Annotated in this window: 17 protein-coding genes; 7 read left to right on the forward strand and 10 right to left on the reverse strand. The window is 48.8% G+C overall.

Annotated features, from left to right (window positions below; translation table 11 throughout):
• Positions 1 to 22 precede the first annotated feature (22 nt).
• Together nusA and rimP are read right to left on the reverse strand one after the other, a co-directional pair.
• Positions 23 to 1,264, reverse strand: a complete 1,242-nt coding sequence (gene nusA, locus J2Y43_RS31650) for a transcription termination factor NusA (RefSeq protein WP_090385457.1) — start codon at positions 1,262 to 1,264, stop codon at positions 23 to 25.
• 88 nt (positions 1,265 to 1,352) lie between these two features.
• Positions 1,353 to 1,835, reverse strand: coding sequence for a ribosome maturation factor RimP (gene rimP / locus J2Y43_RS31655; RefSeq protein WP_309992274.1), 483 nt, complete (start codon positions 1,833 to 1,835; stop codon positions 1,353 to 1,355).
• A gap of 167 nt (positions 1,836 to 2,002) precedes the next feature.
• On the opposite strand from rimP, the gene J2Y43_RS31660 reads away from it, so the two are divergent.
• Positions 2,003 to 3,088, forward strand: a complete 1,086-nt coding sequence (locus tag J2Y43_RS31660) for an endonuclease/exonuclease/phosphatase family protein (RefSeq protein WP_309992277.1) — start codon at positions 2,003 to 2,005, stop codon at positions 3,086 to 3,088.
• Positions 3,089 to 3,110: 22 nt separating this feature from the next.
• Here J2Y43_RS31660 and J2Y43_RS31665 read toward each other — a convergent pair whose 3' ends face one another.
• Both J2Y43_RS31665 and J2Y43_RS31670 read right to left on the reverse strand, forming a co-directional pair.
• Entirely contained in the window at positions 3,111 to 3,461 is a 351-nt protein-coding gene (locus tag J2Y43_RS31665) for a DUF4907 domain-containing protein (RefSeq protein WP_309992278.1), read from the reverse strand.
• A complete protein-coding gene (locus J2Y43_RS31670; RefSeq protein WP_309992281.1) occupies positions 3,458 to 4,501 on the reverse strand; it encodes a kelch repeat-containing protein in 1,044 nt (347 codons plus the stop codon). The genes J2Y43_RS31665 and J2Y43_RS31670 overlap by 4 nt, the downstream gene beginning before the upstream one ends.
• Positions 4,502 to 4,985: 484 nt before the next feature.
• Here J2Y43_RS31670 and J2Y43_RS31675 point away from each other — a divergent pair, with 484 nt between their 5' ends.
• The 4 genes from J2Y43_RS31675 (at position 4,986) to J2Y43_RS31690 (ending at position 9,832) form a co-directional block, all read left to right on the forward strand.
• Positions 4,986 to 6,395, forward strand: coding sequence for a DUF4270 family protein (locus tag J2Y43_RS31675; RefSeq protein WP_309992283.1), 1,410 nt, complete (start codon positions 4,986 to 4,988; stop codon positions 6,393 to 6,395).
• 275 nt (positions 6,396 to 6,670) lie between these two features.
• The gene (locus J2Y43_RS31680) at positions 6,671 to 7,609 is read left to right on the forward strand and encodes a hypothetical protein (protein WP_309992287.1); all 939 of its coding nucleotides are present in this window, start codon (positions 6,671 to 6,673) and stop codon (positions 7,607 to 7,609) included.
• A 75-nt stretch (positions 7,610 to 7,684) separates the two neighbouring features.
• Entirely contained in the window at positions 7,685 to 8,686 is a 1,002-nt protein-coding gene (locus J2Y43_RS31685) for a thioredoxin domain-containing protein (protein ID WP_309992290.1), read from the forward strand.
• A 441-nt stretch (positions 8,687 to 9,127) separates the two neighbouring features.
• On the forward strand, positions 9,128 to 9,832 hold the full coding sequence (locus tag J2Y43_RS31690; RefSeq protein WP_310226734.1) for a glycosyl transferase family 90: 705 nt from the start codon (positions 9,128 to 9,130) through the stop codon (positions 9,830 to 9,832).
• Positions 9,833 to 9,881: 49 nt separating this feature from the next.
• Here the strand turns inward: J2Y43_RS31690 and J2Y43_RS31695 are convergent, their stop codons facing one another.
• The 6 genes from J2Y43_RS31695 to J2Y43_RS31720 all read right to left on the reverse strand — a co-directional run bounded on the left by J2Y43_RS31695 (position 9,882) and on the right by J2Y43_RS31720 (position 18,883).
• On the reverse strand, positions 9,882 to 10,784 hold the full coding sequence (locus J2Y43_RS31695) for a bestrophin family ion channel (protein ID WP_309992297.1): 903 nt from the start codon (positions 10,782 to 10,784) through the stop codon (positions 9,882 to 9,884).
• Positions 10,785 to 10,875: 91 nt separating this feature from the next.
• Positions 10,876 to 14,046, reverse strand: a complete 3,171-nt coding sequence (locus J2Y43_RS31700; RefSeq protein WP_309992301.1) for a multidrug efflux RND transporter permease subunit — start codon at positions 14,044 to 14,046, stop codon at positions 10,876 to 10,878.
• Between the two features lie 39 nt (positions 14,047 to 14,085).
• Positions 14,086 to 15,225 carry an efflux RND transporter periplasmic adaptor subunit gene (locus J2Y43_RS31705; protein WP_309992304.1) on the reverse strand — a complete coding sequence of 380 codons (1,140 nt, stop codon included), beginning with the start codon at positions 15,223 to 15,225 and terminating at the stop codon, positions 14,086 to 14,088.
• Positions 15,226 to 15,282: 57 nt separating this feature from the next.
• Complete coding sequence (locus J2Y43_RS31710; protein ID WP_309992306.1) at positions 15,283 to 16,647, reverse strand: TolC family protein; 1,365 nt, start codon at positions 16,645 to 16,647, stop codon at positions 15,283 to 15,285.
• A 383-nt stretch (positions 16,648 to 17,030) separates the two neighbouring features.
• Positions 17,031 to 18,743, reverse strand: a complete 1,713-nt coding sequence (locus J2Y43_RS31715) for a sodium:solute symporter (RefSeq protein ID WP_309992309.1) — start codon at positions 18,741 to 18,743, stop codon at positions 17,031 to 17,033.
• The gene (locus tag J2Y43_RS31720; RefSeq protein WP_309992311.1) at positions 18,740 to 18,883 is read right to left on the reverse strand and encodes a hypothetical protein; all 144 of its coding nucleotides are present in this window, start codon (positions 18,881 to 18,883) and stop codon (positions 18,740 to 18,742) included. The genes J2Y43_RS31715 and J2Y43_RS31720 overlap by 4 nt, the downstream gene beginning before the upstream one ends.
• Before the next feature lie 223 nt (positions 18,884 to 19,106).
• On the opposite strand from J2Y43_RS31720, the gene J2Y43_RS31725 reads away from it, so the two are divergent.
• Together J2Y43_RS31725 and J2Y43_RS31730 are read left to right on the forward strand one after the other, a co-directional pair.
• On the forward strand, positions 19,107 to 20,894 hold the full coding sequence (locus J2Y43_RS31725) for an alpha-L-rhamnosidase C-terminal domain-containing protein (RefSeq protein WP_309992314.1): 1,788 nt from the start codon (positions 19,107 to 19,109) through the stop codon (positions 20,892 to 20,894).
• 18 nt (positions 20,895 to 20,912) lie between these two features.
• Positions 20,913 to 23,750 carry a family 78 glycoside hydrolase catalytic domain gene (locus tag J2Y43_RS31730; RefSeq protein ID WP_309992315.1) on the forward strand — a complete coding sequence of 946 codons (2,838 nt, stop codon included), beginning with the start codon at positions 20,913 to 20,915 and terminating at the stop codon, positions 23,748 to 23,750.
• The last annotated feature ends 56 nt before the right edge of the window (positions 23,751 to 23,806 follow it).

Below are 23,806 nucleotides of genomic sequence, written 5' to 3' on the forward strand. Positions count from 1 at the left end.
TGCACAGCCCCACGGGTTAATATTATTCAAATTCTTTCCGCAGAATATCGAGCACTTCCTCGACAGTCGCTTCTTCCAGGTCGGTCCTTCTTACAAGTTCCTCCTTGCTCAGGGCCAGTACGCTCTTGGCAGTATCCAGACCGATTTTGTGCAATTCGTCGATGATCCATTCGTCGATTTCATCCGAGAATTCGGTCAAATCAACGTCTTCATCATTTTGTTCTTCGATATCGCGGAATACGTCGATTTCCATTCCCACCAGTTTGCCGGCCAGCTTGATATTCTGTCCGCCTTTACCGATTGCCAGTGATACCTGGTCTGGTTTGAGGAAAACCGATACGCGTTTGGCGTCGCGGTCAATTTGCATGGAGCTTACTTTCGCAGGGCTCAATGCGCGGCTGATGAGTAGTTCGAGGTTGTCGGTGTAGTTGATAACGTCGATGTTTTCGTTACCCAATTCACGAACAATGGAATGGATACGTGAGCCTTTCATACCTACGCATGCGCCCACCGGATCGATCCGGTCGTCGTATGATTCAACGGCAACTTTGGCACGTTCCCCTGGTTCACGAACAACTTTCCGTACCGAAATGATTCCATCATAGATCTCGGGAATCTCCACTTCGAACAATCTTTCCAGAAATACCGGCGATGTTCTTGACAATGTGATCTTGGGCGATCCGTTGTTCATTTCCACTTTATGGATCACCGATTTCACGGATTCTCCCTTGCGGAAACGGTCTTTGGAGATCTGTTCGGTACGTGGCAGCGAAAGCTCATTACCTTCCGAATCCACGATGATTACCTCGTGTCTCAAAGTTTGGTACACCTCGCCGGTGATCATTTCACCCACCTGATCCTTGTATTTTTCATACATGATCTCCTTCTCCATGTCTTTGATCTTCTGGATCAGGGTCTGGCGGGCAGTTTGCACGAGGCGACGGCCGAATTCCACCAGTTTTACCTCTTCGGCTACTTCTTCACCTACTTCAAAGTCACTCTGGATCTTGCGGGCTTCTGCAAGAGGTATTTTGTTATATTCCCAGATATCCTCGGAGTTGTCGTCCACGATTTCGCGGGTACGCCACATTTCAAGGTCACCGCTTTCCGGGTTGATGATCACATCAAAATTATCGTCGGTGCCATATTTCTTACGAATCATAGTACGAAATACCTCTTCCAAAACACTGATCATCGTAGGACGATCGATGTTCTTGGAGCTTGCGAACTCCGCGAATGATTCAATTAATATTCCGCTATCCATGGGTATGTTAAAGAATATTTGCTGATACTAAGTTAGACATATTATATAATTGATCACAACCAGAATATGCGATTCCGGCGTTGTGGGTCTATTTAAACGAGATTTCGATCAGTGCCTTGGAGATTTCATCCAGGCGGATCGTCCGCACCAGCGACGCCTCGTCGACAGGTGTTTTCGGCTTTTTCTTGGGAGCGGGCAGCTGTATGGTAATGCTTTCGTCACCTGCTTCGGTCAGGTTTCCCAGCAGGGCTTCGCCGGTCTTCAAAGAAATCTTGAGGTTCCGGCCCACATTTTTCTTGTACTGGCGTGGCAGCACTAACGGCTGGTCCAGGCCAGGGGAAGAAACTTCCAGCGTGTACGCGTCTGTGAATATTTCCAGCTCTTCAAGCTGCTTGGCGAGCCTGCGGCTGATGGAGGTGCATTGCTGAATTGTAATGCCCTCGTCGCTGTCGACAAGGATGGTAACTTTCTGACTTGCCTTAGAAGGTTTCATAACGATGTCTATCAGAAAACAATCGCCATCTACCAGAAGTGGGGCCAGCAAAACTTCTAAATGTTCCTTTACGGTCATGTATAAGCTATACAAATAAAAAAGGGGATTTAGACCCCCTCAATCAATCGATCAAAATAGAATTGGATGCAAATATAAAATTATTTTATCATTTCTACAAACATTCGGGGATGTCTTCCAAATCCGTTTCTGTCGCCTATTTTTGCAAAAAATGCTATTCTGAATCAATGAAGGGGATCAAGAAGTTACTGTGGTTTTTGTATCAATGCTTTGCTTGCTATACCCTGCTGATTTACATACTGATACTGTGGGTGCCGTCCGACGGCTGGTTAGCAGGGTTTATGATGATGTCGTTTCCGGCCGTGGTACTCGTTCATTTGATTTCGGTGCCTGTTTGGTTTGTTGTCGAGAAGAAAAAGGCCATTTTGCCGCTGATTATCTTCATTGCTGCCGGTTTATTTCTTTCCAGGACATATCAGTTCGGTAGTTCCGATCCGGCGCCGGTTGAGAAAGACCATAAGGGCAACTTCTCTGTGATGAGCTATAATGTCCACGTGTTTCAGCGTTTTTCGGAATGGCGTCTGGAAAGCACAAGAAAGGAAATCAGGGAAATGAAAGCCTGGATAGGGGATAGCGGCGCGGATGTACTTTGTATGCCCGAGTATTACGACGAGGACGAAACCATTTTCGATTCGGGGAATTACCTGAACAAAAAGGGCTACAAGCATTCTGCACATTTCTACCGCAGGAAATACGGAAAGTCGTACTGGGGATTGGCAATACTCTCTAAATATCCCATTGTAGCATCCCGTGACACGATTTTTGTAGCGCAAAATGGCATGATCCAGGCCGATATCAAAGTAGGCGGTGATACCGTGCGGGTTATAGGCCTGCATTTGTATTCTATGACACTGGGCCTTAGTAAACTGGTGCATCAAAAGGAAATGGACGGCGTGAAGGCCGAGGGCCGCATTACACTCCGGAAAATGAAGAATGGCTTCACGCAAAGGGCCGAAGAGTTTACTGTTTTGCAGGACTGGATCAAAGCATCGCCTCACCCGGTACTGATATGCGGGGACTTTAATGAGATACCATACAGCTACATCTACGGCAAGCTGCGCAAATCACTCAAAAATAGTTTTGAAGAGAAAGGCCGTGGGTTTGGCTTTTCTTACAACCACTTGCCTTATTTTATCAGGATAGATCATCAGTTCTATGATGATAGCAAACTCTCGGCGCTGGACTTCACTACCTATTCCAAAATAAAGTACTCGGATCATTATCCGATCATGGGCACTTACCGGTTTAAATAAAAACAGGCTCCTAAGAGCCTGTCTACTGATATTGAATGCCGAGACTGTCCAGCTCGTGCATGGAGACCGTAGGCGGGAAGATACCCCTGTCGAGTTTATGCTTGACCAGTCCTCCTATTTTAGCGGCCTCCTGCTCGGTCGAAAAACCATTCATGCCAGGCACTCCGGGAATTACCTTCTGCTCGATTACCAGCGTGGTATCCTGACGGATATTGTAACCCCAGCCATGCTCGCCCCTGATTGTTTCAACCTTGAAACGGGAAAGGCCTTCGCCGCCCTGATTTAGCCCTTGTCCTTTCAGGAACAAAAAGTAGATCGCGGCGGCAAAGGCCAGTATACCTATTATCAGGATTCTGCTGTTTCTGCGAATCACAGATCGTCGTCAGTGTTAATCGCCTGAGAAGGATCAAAGCCCCAGAAGTCGTCTGAACCAACACCTGAGCCGGATGGGCTACCCGTTCCCAGATAGCCGATTTTGCCCACTACGAATGAGCCTGCAAATCCTCTCTGAGTTGGGAACGGAGCTCTTTCGATCCAGCTGTTTGCACCCGGATCATACTCCCATACGTCAGATCTGCCTTTTCCGCCCACTACATAAGCTTTTCCGTCGATCACGAAAGTAGCACCGTAAGAACGCGCCGGGAATTTGTCTTGATCGAAATCTGCGGCGAAATCTACGCGGGTCCAGTTACCTGCACCGCCGTTACCAGCCGGGTCGAAGCTGTACATATCCTTATAAGCAGTTTGGGAATTGCTATCACCAAATCCTACATAAGCCTTGGTACCGATGGTGAATGACATCGCACCACTTCTTTTACCACCTTTGAACGTGGCCATTTCAGCCCATTTATCGGTAGTAGGATTGTATTCATAAAAGTCCTGATAGTAGTTGCTACCGTTGTAGCCAAGGCCGACATATGCTCTGTCGTTTACTACAAAAGATGTTGCAAACTGACGGGTTCCACCACCGAAGTCAGCGATAGCCGCCCATTTGTTAGTAGCAGGATCGTATTCGTAATAGTCTTTTTTATAACCGCCGTCAGCAGCTCCTGTTACGCCGTCGAAGCCGCCACCTACATAGGCTTTGCCTTTCAGAACGAACGCGGTGGCGCTGTTACGGCCTGATCCGGGGAACGGAGTTATTTGTGACCAGGTTTGTCTTTCGGCATTGTAAGCCCAAAAATCCTTTACCCGGGCAACTGTTTCTGTTGTATAACCAGTACCAATGTAACCTACGCTACCGATCACAAAGCTGACTGCATTGGTCCGGATCGATCCTCCGAAGTTTGGCAGATCCTTTCTGAACCAGTTTCCGCGTTTTTCTTCATCATCATCCTTGTTACAGCTCATCTGAACCAACGCGGTAGAAGCGACTAGAAGGGCTAACGAAGTCTTTTTTAAGGTATTAAACATGAAATTATTGTTTGACGAATTGTTACAAATGAGTAATGAGAATTATTGAATATTTCAACTGGCCGTTTGCCTGCATATGGTATGACAAGTTCACCGGTAACCTAAATTTTTTGCAAACATAACATCTTGATACTGCTAAGTAAAATAATCGGAAATTTTTTGTCCAAAACTTTAATCTGTCAGTTACTTTCAACGCGTATCGGGTTACAATGTTGCGCCGTTAACGCCGGTAAGCTGTTTCAGGATGCATTCCAACCCCGAATGGTTTAAAATAGTCCTGCATCTTTTACGTTTCTTACCTTGTTTGCCACTATTGCAGTGCTTGCGGCGTAACGGTTCAAAAGCCTTTGTTTAACTCTTACGTATGCATCCCGTTTTTTGTTGCAAACCGGATTTTACTTTCTTATTTGCCCGAAATCGTTGAATCATGTTGTATTTAAGAATGCAACTGATATTTTTGCACTTTTTACTGTTCTTGCTCTAAATGAAATTTCAGTCTTATTCCTTAGGGAAGTCGTCGATAGTCTATAAGCTCCTGACCATAATTGGATTTGCGTTTTCGCTCACGGCCTGTGAGTGGGGGGATCAGATTGAATCCCTGGCCCAGCCTGATCCGGATGATTTTGCCGTGCTAAGTACCGATACAGTCACCATCAAGCTTTCGACGATCGGCACAGACTCGCTGATGACGGGCGGCGCGGCCCGTATGCTGCTGGGAAACTACAAAGATCCCTATTTCGGAAAGGTACGGACGATGAGCTTCTTTCAGCCAACGCTGGCAAGCAGCATGTCTGTGGCGCAGGAGGCTGAATATGACTCGCTGATCCTATGTCTGAGGTATGACAACTCTTATAGCTATGGTGATACGACCAAGCCGATGAACCTGACTGTTCACAAGTTACAGAAAGATATTCTCGATATACCTACGGGAAGTGCTTACTGGAACCACAATTCAACCCCCTACGAGCCGACTGCGATAGGAAAGATTACGATCGTGCCAAGGCCGACGACAACGAAACTGCTGAAAATCAGACTTTCGGATGCACTAGGGAAGCAGATTTTTGAGATGGCCAAAAACAACCAGATAACTTCTAATGCAGACTGGATAAACTTAGTGAAAGGCTTGGTTGTAGTGCCCGCCACGACTGACAACGGCCCGGTTGTCGGCTTCAAATGGGGCTCGCCCGTAGGTGATACCACATCGATCCAGCTTCATTATCATACACCTCTGGTGAGCGAGTACAAAAAGGATTCTTCCTTATTTAGGGTTACTGCCAACTACAATCAGACGTTGGCTGATCATGCAGGAACGCAGCTGGCGAAATTGCCCCAGAACACGCGCCTTTCCTTGCCATCTTCGCAATCGGGTAACCAAGCATTCATGCAGGCTGGAACAGGTGTGATGTTGCGGGTGGATTTGCCTTATCTGAACCAGTTCAAATACACCAAATACACCGCGATCAACAAAGCATACCTTCGCGTCAAACCATTGAAGGCTTCGGTAACCAATCAACTTAGGGCTCCCAAAGTCTTGTATTTGTACCGGCTCGATAAAAACAACCAGTTCTATACCGACGCCAATGGTGCACCTCTGGCCGTGACCTTACTGGGGACGGGCGGTGGTGTGAGCAGCGTGTATTTCAACGACCTAATCAAAAACGAGCAATATTACCGCTTTGACATCAGCTCATTCGCCACGGAAATAATGGTCTCAGAATCTCACGATGTTGGCGGGTTCGTGATCCGCACCAGCCCGTTTGGTTCAACCGGCACTTTCCGCGAAGATAATAGTCAGTTCTCTATGAGCGTCGACCGGCTGGTGGTGGGCGATCAGCTGAATGCTGACAAAGGCGTAGAACTTGAACTTTATTATACGACGGTAAAACCTAAGTAGTAAATAAATAGCGATAGCATTTTGGATTACCAAGCCGCGGCAAATTTTTGCTGCGGCTTTTTATGTTTTATAGATCACTGCATATCCCAGCATTTACAGTAGGTGGAGCGCATTTAACTGCTATTATTTCTTAAATAGAAGTATTTCTAATATGAATAGAAATTTTTGTAACCGATGATAATGTTAAAGTAAAAAAAAAGATTTTTCTTGCATAACCTCATTAAATAATACAGGGAGTATTAGGAGAATGAGGCAGCTAAAAATTTGCTTGCAACATGCAATTAAAGACTTCACAATTTAACAAACTAACTCTTGGTGCTGCCTTGTGTATTTTTTCATTAACTGGCTGTCAAGATAATTCATCCGTTGATCCGTCCGTTTCGGATTTGGTAAAGGGTGTTGAAAATTCTTACGACAACGGAGAAAAAGTCGAGACAAAGTGGGATGGAGTTTCTGAAAGGGTAGTGACACGTGCTTCTGATGAAGTCATTGCAGCCATTACAGAAAAGACCCTTGCTTCCTACGGAGATTTTAAAAAAAGGTTCAGAACAAGTGTGTACCTGTTTGATGGGTACGGAGTCGGAGTCGTGCCCGAAGCTAATGGATGCCCAAGTTGGTCAGAAAAGACAGAAATCCATATGGATAATGAAGACAGCAACACTTTTGTGGCTGCATCCGGCTGGTATGGTGCATTTGAGTATACAGGTGGTGCCTATAACTCTATTTTGCGACTTTGCCAGGTAGACGGTCGCGTTTTGGCAAATCCTTATCATCCACATTCTGTGGTTTGGCTTGGCTGGAATCTTTATCGAGAATATGAAGCCCTTACTACGTTGTTTATCGACAACGAAAATAATAATAATCACAATAGCTATTCGGGCTTTCTTCCTAGTCCGAATGCTGTTGACCAGAATACAACGCTTTGGATGGCGAGTAATGTTACACCCGACGTTATTGCTCACTGCAACTGTTATCCTACCTTTAGTGGATTTGCCTATGGAGTATTTTCAAATCAAAGCTATAACGGACTAGCGACAGGTACTTACAGGACTGACGATGAGAATGGGAGCAATACTAGTAACCTAACGCCCGTTCCCGGCTACCCAAATGTTGTAACTGTTAATGGTTATAATAAGCGGATTCCGGGAGTTTGGGTCACTTACGATACTAATAAAAAGTTTGACACCCTGTTTGAACTAGCTAAAGTAAATTAAGTGTAAAAGGATTTTAAAATGGTTGCTTGGGGTCGGCTCAGTACCGGCCCCATTTCACGTCCATATCGACTAGTTATGTATAAGTATTTGATTATGATTTTGGTATTCTGTTTTTCTTGTGAGTCAACTCAAAGGAAGCAGCCGGCGGCCAGCTATAAGGATGGGGAAATTAGCCTAGAAGAAGTTGATAATTTTATTAAAGATGAGGTATATGAGCAACTATATGCGATATACTATCTTCGGAATGTGTCGTTGGACGAAGTTATTGCGAATAGACTTTTTACTGTCGAGGCGGAGAAAAGGAAAATTAGTGTTGACGAGTTAATAAGAAGTGAAGTTGACGATAAGCTGTCCCCCAATGGTCTTGCCGAGTACAAAAAGAGAATGCATATAGACAGTACTATGCGAGATACAAAAAATTCATTTAGATCTGTTAGTGTTAAAACAGAGGATGGTAAGCGTGAGCTCTGGGATAGATATAAGAGATATGAACGAGGTGAATTTGGTAAACGCCTTATGGAAAAGTATGAGGTTAAAAAGCTACTGGTCCCACCAGTGCCTCCGAAGTCGAATCTTGACTCAATCCGGTACATTTCGACAGGAAATAAAACTTCTCCTACCAGTTTCTGGATCTTCTCAGATTTCGATTGTCCTTCTTGTAAAGCGGTAGAGCCTGTTTTGAAAACTGTTTACGAGAAGTATAAGGAGAAGTTGGAATTTAAGTATACAGCGCTGACAGACGATTTTCGTTTTGCAACGATTGCATGTGAGTGTGCGGATAAGCAGGGTCAATTCATGCAGCTTTACAATCATATTTTTGAGAGTGGCAAAAGTGACAGTACCTCTATTGCTGCTTTTATGAATGATAAGATGGCGAATTATAGTTTGTTTACTAAATGTACTACGAATGAGAAAATGAAAGCAGGCCTTGTCGATAATCTAAATATTCTAAAAGAGCGAAAGATTCTTTCGACACCTTCAATTTATATCGATAACCGACTTTACCACGGGCAGATTACCGAAGAACAATTGAGCATATATATTGACAACATACTTCAACGAAAGTCGGAAAACTAGTGCAGGCGCTGTTATAGAGGAAGTAATCTACTCTCTAGTTGATGGATTAAATCCATCTTACTGCAACTTTACTATATGTTTGATTAAGTTCCAGCAGATTGTTAATCTCCGAGTGCGAGTTTTTTCTAAGCTTTTTTGCAGCAGGCGGTTTATTAACTTCGTTGATAAATTATGAATCTTTCATCGATCCTAATTAATGTTAGGCGGAATAAGGCAATTTATTACGTCAAAAGTACCCTCCGCCAGATGGTTCCTAGGCGAATACTTACTCGGCAATTTGAGAGTTATATTGACTCTCTGAGCGAATTTTCGGAAAATGTAATATGGGATAGGGTGAATTACTATAACGGTTTGGACAGGATCAGGCCTATCGGCCCGACGGCAGTTATGCTAGACGAGATTCGGAGAATTGAAGCACCTAGTGCGTACATTTTCGATACTATGCAATACGCTCGGTATTTTCCTGGTCATTTAAAGGCTGTGTTTCGTTTTGGTGACATTGTCGACGTTTCCACAGTGCCGACGATACAGAAATCGAGGCCCGTTGCGGGGGACAAACGGAATGCGACGTTATTGAACTTGGACAAGAAGCGACATTTCTTCTTTATCAATGATCCCGTGCGCTTTGAGGAAAAGAAGGACAGTCTCATTGGTCGGGGTGCAGTTACTCAGCCCCATAGGATAGATTTCATGAATAAGTATTTCGGGAAATACGGTTTAAATCTAGGGCAAGTCAATACAGATGGTGGTAATGCGGCTTGGGTCGTCCCCAAAATTCCGATTTATGAACATTTAAAGTATAAGTTTATCCTAAGTCTTGAAGGAAATGATGTGGCTACAAATCTCAAATGGATTATGTCATCCAATTCGGTGGCGGTCATGACGAAGCCTAAATATGAAACTTGGTTTATGGAGGGACGTCTTGTACCCAATTATCATTACATCCAGATAAAGGACGACTACTCGGATCTAATGGAAGTTTTGGAGTACTATATTGACCGTCCCGCTGAAACAAAGCAGATCGTTGAAAATGCAAATAACTGGGTTATGCAGTTTGCGAATACCAAAAAGGAGGATTTGATTTCACTGTTAACGTTGGAAAGGTATTTTTACTACACGTCGCAGATTAGATCGATGCACTCATAATCAGTACGTATCAAACGATGGGGTAGGCGAGCGCTTACCCCTTTTTGTTTTACATCACCACACCATTTTTCGGCAGTATTTTCTCGGGAATCTTCTCGGCCCCGATCAGTTGCAGCAGGTTGATCTCGATATTGCGTGACATGGAAGTCATTGGAATATCATTGGGCCCGTTTTCAAACGGGTTTTGCATGATGTAGGCAATCCACTCCACATAGAAGAACAGGAACGAAATCGTAAACGTGATAGGGATGGCAATGCGGCCGATGCTCTCGACAAGGCCCATAGGCAGTACCAGGGTAAAAATGAATATTACCAGATGTACGAAAAAAGCATATTGCGTAGGGAAGACCGTGTTCTTAATCCGCTCACATTTGCCCATCGCGTCACAGAGCCTCCGGAGGGTATCGTCGATATTCTGGTAGAGTAATGTTTTGATTTTGCCGGAATCATGCAGCGTTGCAACTTTGAACTGGATCAGGTTCAGGATGCCGTTGGGAATATTGTCTTGCGCGCTTACATATTCGCGCTCTTCGGCCGTCAGGTGAAGGTCGGCGTACACCAGCACCTGTGTGCGGCGGAGCGAGTTGGCCAGAGCGTAGCACCAGGCAATCTGCAAGTGGGCAATATTGGAGACCAGCTCGTCTTTTTCTTTGGCCGGAGCTTCGGTAAATGTGACGGCCTGGCGCACAAGCGTCCGGCTGTCGTTGACGATCTCTCCCCAGGATTTGCGCGCTTCCCACCAGCGGTCATAGGCAGAATTGGTCCTGAAACCAAGCAGCAGCGAAAGCGCCGTGCCGAGAATGGTGGTGATCGAAATAGGAAAGGAGAGAAAATGCCAGTTTTGATAACTGAAAAGATAAAATACCAGCGTTGCGTAAGCCGTAACCGCAACGACGCCCACCCAAATGCCTTTGAGCAGGCGCCAGATCGAAAAGACCTCTTTGACGTACATATGTGATCATAATAAGTTCTTTGGCAAAATAGAAAAAAGCGGACCATAGTGACACCTATGATCCGCTTTTTGAAATAAAAACAATATCCTGTTAATGTGCAGCAGCGTCGGCTATGTTGCCGGGCTTGGCCGGCTGGTTGCCTTTTTTGCCGGCCGCCAGCTTTTCGATGGCCACAAACAATACCGGCACCACGAAAATCGCAAGGGAGGTAGCAGCGAGCATACCGCCGAATACGGTCCAGCCGATGGTTTTGCGGGACTCGGCCGCAGCGCCGCTCGCAAATGCGAGCGGAAGTACCCCCAGGATAAATGCCAGCGAGGTCATGATGATAGGCCGCAAACGCAGCTGCACCGCTTCGAGCGTCGCTTTCACCAGCTCCATTCCGTTATCTACCCGCTCTTTGGCGAATTCGACGATCAAAATCGCGTTCTTGGCCGCAAGACCGATCAGGGTAATCAAACCGATCTGCGCGTAGATGTTATTGGACAAGTTTGGCAGCAGCGTCAGCGTCAAAATTGAGCCGAATGCGCCGATCGGTACTGCGAAGAGTACAGAGAACGGAATCGACCAGCTCTCGTAAAGCGCAGCCAGGAACAGGAACACGAATACGATAGAGATCGCGAAAATGGTGGTAGTACTATCACCCGCTTTAATCTCCTCGCTACTCATACCCGAAAATTCATAGCTATAACCGGCAGGAAGCTTGGCGGCTTCTTCACGCAGTGCGGTAATCGCCTGACCACTACTGAAACCAGGTTTAGGCGTACCGTTAATCTCTACGGAGCGGTAAATGTTGTAGTGCGAAATCAATGCGGGGTTCTCTACGACTCTGGAAGTCACCAGCGCGCTCAGCGGCACCATATTACCGGCCTTATTGCGGACATAGAACTTTTGGATCTTGTCGAGCGAAGAACGGAAACTGCTGTCGGCCTGCACCATTACGCGGAAGTTCCGGCCGTAGAGGTTGAAGTCGTTGACGTAGGAACTACCCAGTAGGGTCGATAGTGAGTTGAACACATCATTCACCTGCACACCCAGCTTCTTGGTCTTTTCACGGTCGACGTCGATCTGGTAGCTTGGGGTTCTTGCGTTGAAGAAGGTATAAGCCATCGCTATTTCAGGACGTTTGTTGACCCGGCCCAAAAACTCGCGGGCCACGCCTTCAAACTGCTGGATGTTGTCAGTGCTGGTCGACTGTTGCAGCTGGAACGTGAAACCCGAGGTCGCGCCTAGACCCGGGATCGCAGGAGGGGCGATTGCCAGCACACGCGCTTCCTTGATATCGGCCGTGCGCTTCTGGATTTCCTTGATCACCGCCTGTACATGGTGCTCAGCGCCTTTACGGTCGGCCCACGGGTGCAAGCTGACAAACATAGTACCTACGTTGGATTTGTTTGAGAAGCTGATCACGTTCAATCCGGCAAGACCACCCACCACTTTCACTTCCGGAATGGAGGATACCCGCGCCATAATGTCTTTGATCATCGCCACGTTGCGGGTCGTTGAAGTGGCTTCCTGCATTTCATAGGTTACAAAAAGACGGCCTTCGTCTTCCACCGGGATAAAGCCGGATGGTTTGTTTTTAAACAGGAAGAACAATCCGACAAACAGACAGACCATCATTACCAGCACCAATGGCGTGGCTTTGATCCATTTGGAAACACCTCTTGTGTATGAGCGCGAAACTTTGTCAAACCAGCGGTTGAACCGGTCGAAGAACTGCTCCAAAAGGTTCTTTTTCTCGTCTGCACCTTTGGATGGACGCAGCATGATCGAGCAAAGCGCGGGGGTGAGCGAAAGGGCCACAAATGCCGAAAGCAATACGGAAACCGCGATCGTGATCGCAAATTGCTGGTAAAGCCGCCCTACGATACCCGGCACGAAACCTACCGGCACGAACACCGCCGCAAGGATCAATGCAATCGCAATTACAGGGCCGGAAATGTCCTTCATGGCCTGCTCGGTAGCAGCGCGGGGCGACATTTTCTTTTCATCAATATAATGCTGCACAGCTTCGACCACCACAATCGCGTCATCGACCACAATACCGATCGCGAGCACGAATGCAAAAAGCGTCAGTGTGTTGATCGTAAATCCGAAAGGAATAAAGAATATAAATGTACCGATCAACGAAACCGGGATCGCCAGGATCGGGATCAGCGTCGCGCGCCAGTTTTGAAGGAACAAGAACACGACGATCACTACAAGAATCATCGCCTCGCCGAACGTGTGAAGTACTTCCTCGATCGATACTTTCACAACCGATGCGGTTTCAACCGGGATCACGTAGTCAATGTCTTTGGGAAAGGTTTTCTTCATTTCCGTCAAAGCCTTCATTACACCTTCGTAAGTGTCGAGCGCGTTGGCACCCGGCGCCTGGTAAATAAGCACAAATGCCGCAGGCTTGCCGCCCACGAATGCATTCACGCCGTAATCGAACTTGCCCAGCTCTACGCGCGCGACGTCGCGCAGGTACACCACGCTACCCTGCTCGGGCGCTGAGCGCACGATGATGTTTTCAAACTGCTCCTTGGTATTCAGGCGGCTGTTGGTCAGCACGCTGTATTCGAATGCCTGCGCGCCTGGCTGCGGAGTGCCACCCACCGTACCTGCCGCAATCTGCAAGTTTTGCTCTGCCAATGCCGCCGAAATGTCCGAGGGCGTCATTCTCAGGTTGGCCAGTTTTTCCGGATTCAGCCAGATACGCATACCGAAGTCGTCGGCGCGGGAGACGATATCTCCCACACCTTTGACGCGTTGAAGGGCGTCTTTGATGTAAATGTTGGCGTAGTTACCAATGAACTGGGCATCGTGCGAGCCGTTGGGCGAATACAATGCCAGGGCGATCATAATACTTGGCTGGCGTTTACGAACCGTCAAACCCAGGCGTTTCACCGCATCGGGTAGGGTCGGTTCAGCCACGCTCACGCGGTTCTGCACGTCCAGGGCCGCGATATTGACATCCGTACCCACGTCAAATGTAACATTAATGCTGCTTTGCCCGCTGCTGGTACTGTTACTGGACATGTAGGTCATGCCCGGCACACCGTTGATCTGCGTTTCAATAGGGGTTGTGGTCGTCTGCTCGACCGTCTGGGCGTCGGCCCCGGTGAAGTTACCGCTAACGGTTACGGTAGGAGGGGTAACGTCGGGATATTGGGCCACCGGCAGGGTGGTAAGGGCAATAAGCCCCACCAACACGATCACCACCGAGGATACTATCGCGGTGACGGGCCTTTTTATAAAAACATCTGCAATCATTTCGTACTGGTTTATGAAATAGTAAAAGGGACCGGCTGCTTACTTCTTGGGAGCGGCACCCTGAGCCTGAGCTGGCGCGCCTTCCTGTACAACTGCTCCTTCGCGAAGATTCTGCACGCCTTCCACTGCGATTTTCTCGCCTTCTTTAAGTCCGTCTTTGACGATGATATTCGTGCCGATGGCAGTTCCAAGCACCACTTTGCGCTGGGTTACCTTGTTGCTGTCGCCTGCCACGTACACAAAGAACTCGCCCAACTGCTCGGTAACGGCTTTGTAAGGAATCACGATGGATTTGGCCGCCGCATTGTTGAGCACCATCACAGTGCCGCTCATACCTGCGCGGAGTTGGTTGTCCTTATTGGGGAATACCAGACGGGCCTTAATGCTACCGGTCTGTGGATCCACTGCGCGGTCAAGCAATGCGATCTTACCGTGTGCCGGGTATACGTCCGTTCCGAATTTGATCGAGAATGTCGAATCGCTCGCCTTTTGAGACTTCATCAATGTGGTGAAACGGTAAATTTCTTTCTGGTCCACGTTGAAATCGACCGCCAACTGATTGTCGGTCGAAACCTTGTTGAGCACCGTTTGGCCGGCTGAAACAGGCGCGCCTACTTTCACTGCCGATATCCCTATAAGACCGTCAAATGGCGCGACCACTTTTGTGTAGCGCACGCTGGTCTGGCTCGCCTTGATGCTAGCCTTGGCGGCGTCTACTTGTCTTTTGGCTACTTCGAGGGCGGCATCGGCATTATCGACGAGCTGCCTGGCTATCGCGTCGTTCTTTTCGAGCTCATGGTAGCGGTCGGCATCTTTCTGCGCGCGGGCAAGGTTGGCTTCCTGCACATTCAGGGTGGCTACGGCCTGATCGTAGTTGGCGTCGTAAAGCTGGGCATCGATCGTGTACAGCAGCTGGCCTTTGCGCACGCGGGCCCCGTCGGTGAAATGGATGCCGGTTACAAAGCCGGTAACCTGCGGGCGCAGTTCCACTTCGTTCAAAGGTACCACCGTTGCGGGGTACTCATCATAGTAGGAGGCCTCTGAGGAAGTTACTTCTGCCAGGGTTACCTGTACGGCCGGAGGAGCGGTGGGCGCCTGTTGCTGGTCTTTTTTGCCGCATGAGAAGATGGTCAATGCAAGCAGGGCAGCGGGGTAATATTTTGTGGTATTTAAATACATATCATTCAAGTATTTTCTAATGGAAGCTGGTGTTAAATGGGTTGGCAGCAGGGCCTGTTATTGAATGTTGATCTGTCCGAGCGCTTTCTGAACGTCGATCTTGCTAGCCAGCACCAGGTACAATGCATTGTAATAGTTGATGCGCGCCAGGCGAAGATCGGTTTCGGAAGTAACCACCTCGAGGTAGGTTTTAATGCCCGATTTGTATTGCAGCTGGATCACATCATACACCTCACGTGCGAGCTCTACATTCTCTTTCTGGGCCAAAAGGTTGGTCAGGTTGCCTTTGTAATTGGCCAATGCGCTGGCGTATTCAGAGTTCACATTGTTTTGAAGGCCTTTCAAATCCCAGTCCAGGCGTTTGAGCTGCCACTCGGCCTGTTTGGTGTTCGCCTTTCTTTTGCCGCCCTGGTAAATAGGCAACGAAAGGGTCAATAGGCCGAACGAGTTGGGATAGTTCTTGTTGTAAAGGTCCGAGAAATGGTTATTCTGAAAGTTGAGGTTATAGGCTCCGTTCAGCGACAGGTTAGGCAAATAGCTCCATTTGTTGTACTGCAAATTCGCTTCGGCCAGTTTCTTCTGCGTTGCCAGGATCTGGTACTCGATCCGGCCGTTCAGGTCTACATTCTGCAAGGTGTCCAGGGCAATTTCTCGCTCCATTTGCAAAGTATCATAGCTGATCTGCAACGCTTTGTTAAGCGGATAACCCATCAATGTTTTCAGGTATTCCACCTTTGCTTTCAAGACTTCCTCGTTGCTTTTCTTGTTGGCGCGGGTGTTGTTGAGGGAAATAGTCGCCCGTTTGTAGTCGATCTTGTCGGTAATGCCGGATTTGTACTGGTTCTGGGCATCTTTCAGGCTGCGTTCCAGGCGCAAGATATCCTCTTCGGCTACGCGGATCTGCTGGGTGGTGGCCAGCACATCGTAGAATGCCTTGGAAACACTCACTGCCAGGTCGGTCTTGTTGTTGACCGTATTCTGGCTTGCCGCGAAAAGTACATCGCCGCGGGTACGTTTGGCTAGTAGCACGTCGCGGTTGAAGATCTGCTGTGAAAGCGTGAACTGTGTAGCCGAGACGTTGTTAACCCCTAGTTTTACCGGGTTACCGGCGATAATGCTGGTCTGAACAATAAAATTGTGCTGCAAATTATAGTTAAAGCCGATTTGCGGGTACCAGTCGGCCAGTTTGGCGCGGACCTGATTGGCCGTAATCTGCTCGTCGATCAGCGATTGCTGGATCGCTGGCTGGTTTTTGATAGCGTACGCAACCACTTCCTGTAAAGTTGCCTGCTCCAAGACCGGCGCTTCCCGGCTGGTTTCCTGGATGCCCTGAGCCAGGGCGGTACTGAGCAAATTCAATAAGAGGAATGCCGAGCTAAGCGCCAAACGCGTCGTTTTTTGTGGCTTAGACCAATACTTCATGTAGGTTTTTAATTAGAATTTTGGATAGAAATTAAGTGGTACTGTCTGGTGATGAACAGGTTTGATAATTGGAAAAAAACGTGAAAAGGATCAGCTATCCGTGGCTAGGAACAGGATTTTGACCCCCGAAAAGAAAGGATGGATTGGCGTTAGCATGGCCAGCAGGTTTAGAGAACGTTTTTGTAAACAATCGGTGACATTAGTGGGCTGCGTATAAGCTTCCCCGTTGTCCGATTGTACTTATTAAGGATTAAAACGAGGGAATAGTTTCCTATCTCTTTGAAAAAAATGGGTAGCGCACCATGAATTCTTTAAAATGTGTAATTTTAAAGCAGAATTATGCCGCACTAGGACATTTTAAAGGCTTTTGTTATGCGTAAAAACTACGCATTAGGGTTTTCTTCCATGCGTGTTTCATGCTGCGGCCAGATCTTTTCGATCAGCGCTGCGAAGATGATCACCAGCACACAGCCAATCAAATTAAGCCACAGAAATGCCGTCAGATCGATCATGTAACTGACGATCACGAATATTTCACCGATAATAGCTCCCCAGAAAACCGCCCGGCTGCCGATTCGCTTGAAGTAGAATGCGACCAGGAATATGCCCAGGATAGTGCCGTAAAACAGTGAGCCCAGGATATTGACGGCCTCGATCATACTTCCCAGCCGAGAGGCATATTGCGCGACGGCAATACAGAACACGCCCCAGAAAAAGGTCGCCCAGCGCGAGGCGGCCACGTAATTACGGCCGTTCTCGTCTTTACGCACGATCCGTTTGTAAATATCGACAATCGTGCACGAAGCCAGCGAGTTATAGGCCGCAGCCACCGAGCCCATCGACGCCAGCAGTATCACCGCAATGAGCAGTCCCACCATCCCCGCAGGCAGATAATCGATCACAAAGCGTAGGAAAATGTAGTTCACATCGTTGGTATCGCCGCCGTTGGCTTTGGAGAGCACAGCTGCGGCTTCTTTACGGACGTCCTTCACCTTGCTTTCCAGGCTTGCCAGAACACTGCGGGAAGCGGCAATCGCCTGCTGATCGTCCTTGCGAATCGCCTCTGTAAGCGCCATTACTTGTGGGCGTTTCACCGACTGGATCTGATCATGTTGCTTTTCCAGGGACGCATATTCGGCCGCGTAAGGACTGGATTTGACACGGTCGACAGCCGTTTGGTTGAAGAAAAGCGGAGGCGTGGTGAACTGGTAGAATGCAAATACAAGCACACCCACCAAAAGGATCAGGAACTGCATCGGAATTTTCAGCAGGCCATTCATGGCTAGTCCCAACTTGCTTTGGCCCTGTGAGCTGCCGGTCAGAAAGCGGCCCACCTGTGACTGATCCGTGCCAAAATAGGAGAGCTGCAAAAAGAACCCGCCGATCAGCCCCGACCATACATTGTACCGGTTATTCAAATCGAAAGTAAAGTCGATCAGGTTCACCTTACCCATTTTGCCCGCTACGTGCAAAGCATCGGTAAACGAGACCTGCTCGGGCAGGAACTTTACCACCATCACGCCCGCCACGACCATGCCGATCGTGATAATGCCCATTTGCTGCAAATGCGTATGGGAAACGGCCCGCGAGCCTCCCAGCGTGGTGTAAAGGATTACGACCCCGCCCGAAATGATGTTGGTCCAGGTAATATCCCAGCCCAGAATGGCCGAAAGGATCAGCGACGGGGCATAAATGGAAAGTCCCGTGGACAAACCGCGTTGCAAAAGGAAGAGAAATGCGGTGAGCGCGCGCGTACGCAGGTCGAAACGGCCTTCGAGGAATTCGTAGGCGGTGAATATTTTGAGCTTGCCGAACTTGGGGACGAATGTCACGCAAAGTACCACCATCGCCAAAGGCAGCCCGAAGTAGAACTGCACAAAGCGCATACCGTCGGTATAGGCCTGGCCGGGAGCGGAGAGGAAGGTGATGGCGCTGGCCTGGGTGGCCATCAGCGATAGTGTCACATGGTACCACGGCATCGACTGGCCTGCAAGCAGGAACGAATCCATCGTGTGCTTTTCACGGCTGCGGTAGATCCCGTAAAGTACTACAAATAGGAGGGTAAGCGAAAGAACAATCCAGTCGAGTGTGCTCATTGAAAATGGGTCATAAATAAATAGAAGAGGACAATTTGCAATGCGAGCATGCCGATCAGCAGAATGTACAGCTGTTTGAAGCTATTGACAAATGGGGGCAGCCCGTCGCGGTCCTGCGAGCTATCTTCTTTTATGATCATCGTTCGACTGGAAAGGTTTAGTACTGAAAAATGGCCGGGTATCGTACCACAAGCAAAAGTAGAACGGTTTTGACAGACTTTTAGCATGTAAAAATGTTAACGAAGCGTTAACGGTAGCTATATCCGTCACTTTGCCAGACAGGACAGAACAGGCTAGTTGACTAGTTTATAATTATTTATTTTCCCGCAATATTACAATCCTGAACACCAAAACTATCTACTTGTGAAAAACTACCTGGCCTTCCTTTTACTTTTTCTATGCGTGCTCGCTGCCAGAGCTGTCGCGCAGGAGCTGTCAAGCTCCGGATTATCCGGCAGCGGGCTTCCACCCATTTTCGACAACAGCTATGACGCCCAGAGGGATTCCAGGGTCCGGCAGTACCTTTCTCCCAAACGTATTGTGTGGATGTCCGACCGCAGTGGAGCAAGTGTAGTAGATGCTTCTAACCTGCTCAGGAAAGGTACCGGGCAGGCCGATCTTGTTCACAGAAACTTCGCCAAGCTGATCAGCAAGGACGGGGAAACGCCGGGGATATTGTTTGATTTTGGAAAAGAGATACAAGGAGGCATTCAGATTGTGACCGACCAGCCCGCAAACCAGAAGCCCATCCGCATCCGCATTCGCCTGGGTGAATCTGTCAGCGAGGCGATGTCTGATATCGATACCATTCAGGGGGCGACCAACGATCACGCCATGCGCGATTTTACGATTCAGGTGCCTTGGCTGGGCGTCATGCAGGTAGGTAACTCGGGTTTCCGCTTCGCCCGGATCGATCTGGTGGATGCTGACCGTGAGCTGCAACTGAAAGAAGTACGGGCCATTTTCGAGTACCGCGACATTCCCTATCTGGGCTCGTTTAACAGTAGCGACGAGCGCCTGAACACCATTTGGAATACCGGCGCCTACACGGTGCATTTGAATATGCAGGAATACCTCTGGGACGGTATCAAGCGCGACCGTCTGGTGTGGGTGGGCGATATGCATCCCGAGGTGATGACGATCAACACTGTCTTTGGTAAAAATGAAGTCGTGGCCAAAAGCCTTGATCAGGCCCGTGATATCACGCCGCTGCCGGGCTGGATGAACGGGATTAGCGCCTATTCGATGTGGTGGGTGCTCATTCACCGGGATTTGTATAAAAACCAGGGTGATTTACAGTATCTGCGTAAACAGCAAAAATACCTTGTCGCGCTGCTCGATCAGCTCATGGAGAAAACCAAAGACAATAAGGAAAACCTGGATGGTACGCGTTTTCTGGACTGGCCATCGAGCGAAAACCCGAAAGGCATTCATGCCGGCCTGCACGCGATGATGATCATGACGCTGGAGGCTGGCGCCGAGCTTTGCCAGATCCTGGACGAGCCAGCGCAGGCCACGCGCTGCAAAACGATGGCAACGCAGATGAAAATGTACGTCCCCGACGCGAATGGCTCCAAACAAGCTGCCGCTCTGATGGCCCTGGCCGGGCTCATGCCGGCCGAAAAAGCCAATACAGACGTGATCGCGGTGGGGGATTGCGAGCGCTTTTCGACATTCTACGGCTACTACATGTTACAGGCCAAAGCCAAAGCAAAGGACTATACCGGCGCGTTGAACTGCATCCGTAGTTACTGGGGCGGCATGCTCGATATGGGCGCCACCACTTTTTGGGAGGATTTCGATCTGGCCTGGACCAAAAACGCCGCACCGATCGACGAGCTCGTGCCGGACGGAAAAGACGATATTCACGGGGATTTTGGCGCGTATTGCTACAAAAAGCTCCGCCACAGCCTTTGCCACGGCTGGGCTTCGGGGCCTACATCCTGGCTTTCCGAGCACGTGCTGGGTATGAGCATTGTCGAAGCGGGCTGCAAAACGATCCGCATTGAGCCAAACCTGGGCGATTTGCAATGGGTGGAAGGCACCTACCCTACACCGATGGGTGTGGTCAAGATCCGGCATGAAAAGCAGGCTGATGGCACTGTCAAGTCCAAAATCGATGCGCCTAAGGGTGTTAAAGTGTTGCGTTAGGATTTATTTCGTTTTTTTATGAAAAAAAGTGTGCTCTCGATTATGCTGGTATTAGATACCCTTATGGCAAGCGCAAAGGGGCTGGTGCCTGCTTACCTTCGCTGCGAATACAAAGAATCACCGGTGACCGACGCCCGTCACCCGCGCCTGAGCTGGGAGCTGTCGGCGGCTGAAAACAATCAGGTGCAAACTGCCTACCAGATCCTGGTCGCGTCTTCTGTTGAAAACCTCACCGAGACCAATGCGGATTTGTGGAACTCCGGAAAAACGGCTGGTAGGAGCACCGCGCAGATAGAATATGCAGGAAAACCGCTCACCTCGCGTAAGGTTTGCTACTGGATCGTCAGGAGCTGGGATAAGAATGGTATAGCTGGCCAGTGGAGCAGGCCCTCGCAGTGGGAGATGGGGTTACTGGATAAATCCGAATGGAAAGGGCAGTGGATCGGCCTGGACCTGGACCGACTGGGCAAGGGTAAAGTGTACCATCTGCCGCCAGCTCCTTATCTGCGTAAGGAGGTAACGATCCGTAACGGTCTCAAAAAAGCGCGCCTGTACGTGACAGCGTTGGGTTTATATGAGTTTAGTGTAAATGGAAAAAGGACGGGCGATGCATTTCTCACTCCTGGTTGGACAGATTACGATAAGCGCGTTTATTACCAGACCTACGATGTAACCGCTGATTTGAAAGCTGGTAATAACGCATTGGCCTCGCAGCTCTCCTACGGCTGGTATGCGGGTTATCTGGGTTATTCATTACTAGTCAAAAACCCGGTGGTGCGCGGGTTTTACGGGAAAGTGCCACTTCTGAAAGCACAGTTGGAAGTAGAGTATGCAGATGGGAAAACAGAAACGTTCGTGACTGACCAGACCTGGAAAGCAAGCCAGGGAGCCCTGCTGGAATCGGATTTGCTCAACGGAGAAACCTATGATGCACGTTTGGAGCAAGCCGGATGGAATGTGGCTGGTTTTGACGATAGCCGTTGGAAGAACCCACAGGTGTTTCCCGATAAAACGGAGCGTAAAATGCAAGTATACCCCGGTCCGCCAGTGAAAATCACCCAGATGTTAAAAGTAGTGAGCCGGAAGGACCGCGGTAATGGCACTTATATTTTTGATATGGGCCAAAACTATGCGGGCATTGTCAGGCTGCGCGTAAGGGGCCGGGTGGGTGATACGATTCGTCTTCGTTTTGGGGAAAAGCTGCATCCTGACGGCAGGTTGATGACCGAAAACCTGAGAATGGCCCGTGCTACGGATACCTACATATTAAAGGGTGATCCTGCGGGTGAAATCTGGGAGCCTAAATTCACATTTCATGGGTTTCAGTACGTGGAGGTGACAGGGCTGAGAAACGCGCCGACAGACGAGACGTTAACGGGACTAGCCATCGGCTCGGACACGCCAAAGGTCGGCGCATTTGAAACCGACAATGCGATGGTCAACCAGCTTTATAGCAATATCGACTGGACGCAGCGTGCCAATTACGTGGATATTCCCACAGATTGTCCGCAGCGCGATGAGCGCATCGGCTGGACGGGCGACGCACAGGTGTATGTAAAGTCGGCGACCTTCAACAGGGATGTGGCCTCATTTTTTACCAAATGGGTGGTTGATCTGAACGACGGTCAATACGAAAACGGCGCTTACCCGCTGTACGCACCGCGCCCGAACCTGCGCAAAACCGACACTTTTTCGCCGGGTTGGATGGAAGCCGGGATCATCTGTCCCTACCAGATTTACCGCTCTTATGGCGACACCCGCATGATTCGCGACGGCTGGGCAGATATGGTGCGGTTCATGAATTTTCTTGACGAGAGAAGCAAGGGGACCTATCTTTTCAAAGAGAATTCATTTGCCGACATCGATCCGAAAGGAGGCTTCGGGGACTGGCTTTCATTTGGCAAGAAAACCCCGCCGGATTTGCTCGCCTCCTTCTACTATGCCTATTGCGCCGATCTGATGGCTGAAATGGCGGCAGCGACCGGGAATGCAAAAGACCAGCAGCGGTTTTCAGAAACGGGCAGCAAAGTGCGGGAAGCAATCCGCGCGCATTATGTCGATCAGCAGGGCCGTTTCAAATGCGACGATAAGGCTTATGGCAATGGAGCAGGTTACGTGGACGGAGCCCTGGGTTTTACAGGGCATACTCAGACTGCCTACGCCAACGCTATTTACATGGATATTATCGACCCCGCCGACCGCGTAAAAGCAGGAGCCTATCTGGCCGAGCTCTTGAAGGAGAATGATGGTAAGCTCGGGACCGGCTTTCTGGGTGCTAAGCCGCTGCTTCCGGCGCTTTCAGCCACCGGCCATTCAGATCTTGCCTACAAACTGTTTTTGAGCAAAGAATTTCCTTCCTGGGGATTTGAGGTCGAAAACGGCTCTACGACAATCTGGGAGCGGTGGGATAGCTTCACCAAAGAGGACGGCTTTAAATACAATGCGGCTATGAACTCGTTCAGTCATTACGCATTCGGGGCTGTGTGCGAATGGATGTTTGGCAATGCAGCGGGGATTGTAATGACCAAACCTGGTTTCGAGACTTTCGACATCCGCCCTGAAATTGCGCCCGATGGAATGGGTAACAATGGGATTAATCACCTGAAAGCCTCGGTACGCACGATTAATGGTACTATTGCCTCGGAATGGAATAAATTTGACGGCAAACTAACAATGAAGGTAATCGTTCCTGTGAACACGCAGGCGCGTATACATGTGCCGGTGAGTGGGGGGGCGAAGGTTTTGTTGAACGGAGAAACGCTATCGCGCGAACTGTTTAGCCTAGCCGATAATAATAAAAATTACAAGGTCGTAGAAGTAGGTTCAGGAGTGCATGAATTTATTGTAACGCATTGATAATTAGGTATTTACTTTGCTACTTTGTGCAAAGTAAATCCTCTATCAACGTTATC

The sequence above is a fragment of the Dyadobacter sp. BE31 genome (assembly GCF_031457695.1).
Lineage (GTDB): Bacteria > Bacteroidota > Bacteroidia > Cytophagales > Spirosomataceae > Dyadobacter.

Coding starts and splice junctions, on each gene's coding strand:
- J2Y43_RS31660 (WP_309992277.1), top strand. CDS start 2,003: ATGAAGGGGATCAAGAAGTTACTGTGGTTTTTGTATCAATGCTTTGCT.
- J2Y43_RS31685 (WP_309992290.1), top strand. CDS start 7,685: ATGTATAAGTATTTGATTATGATTTTGGTATTCTGTTTTTCTTGTGAG.
- J2Y43_RS31690 (WP_310226734.1), top strand. CDS start 9,128: ATGCAATACGCTCGGTATTTTCCTGGTCATTTAAAGGCTGTGTTTCGT.
- nusA (WP_090385457.1), bottom strand. CDS start 1,264: ATGGATAGCGGAATATTAATTGAATCATTCGCGGAGTTCGCAAGCTCC.
- J2Y43_RS31715 (WP_309992309.1), bottom strand. CDS start 18,743: ATGAGCACACTCGACTGGATTGTTCTTTCGCTTACCCTCCTATTTGTA.
- J2Y43_RS31730 (WP_309992315.1), top strand. CDS start 20,913: ATGAAAAAAAGTGTGCTCTCGATTATGCTGGTATTAGATACCCTTATG.
- J2Y43_RS31720 (WP_309992311.1), bottom strand. CDS start 18,883: ATGATCATAAAAGAAGATAGCTCGCAGGACCGCGACGGGCTGCCCCCA.
- J2Y43_RS31675 (WP_309992283.1), top strand. CDS start 4,986: ATGAAATTTCAGTCTTATTCCTTAGGGAAGTCGTCGATAGTCTATAAG.
- J2Y43_RS31705 (WP_309992304.1), bottom strand. CDS start 15,225: ATGTATTTAAATACCACAAAATATTACCCCGCTGCCCTGCTTGCATTG.
- rimP (WP_309992274.1), bottom strand. CDS start 1,835: ATGACCGTAAAGGAACATTTAGAAGTTTTGCTGGCCCCACTTCTGGTA.
- J2Y43_RS31695 (WP_309992297.1), bottom strand. CDS start 10,784: ATGTACGTCAAAGAGGTCTTTTCGATCTGGCGCCTGCTCAAAGGCATT.
- J2Y43_RS31710 (WP_309992306.1), bottom strand. CDS start 16,647: ATGAAGTATTGGTCTAAGCCACAAAAAACGACGCGTTTGGCGCTTAGC.
- J2Y43_RS31670 (WP_309992281.1), bottom strand. CDS start 4,501: ATGTTTAATACCTTAAAAAAGACTTCGTTAGCCCTTCTAGTCGCTTCT.
- J2Y43_RS31680 (WP_309992287.1), top strand. CDS start 6,671: ATGCAATTAAAGACTTCACAATTTAACAAACTAACTCTTGGTGCTGCC.
- J2Y43_RS31700 (WP_309992301.1), bottom strand. CDS start 14,046: ATGATTGCAGATGTTTTTATAAAAAGGCCCGTCACCGCGATAGTATCC.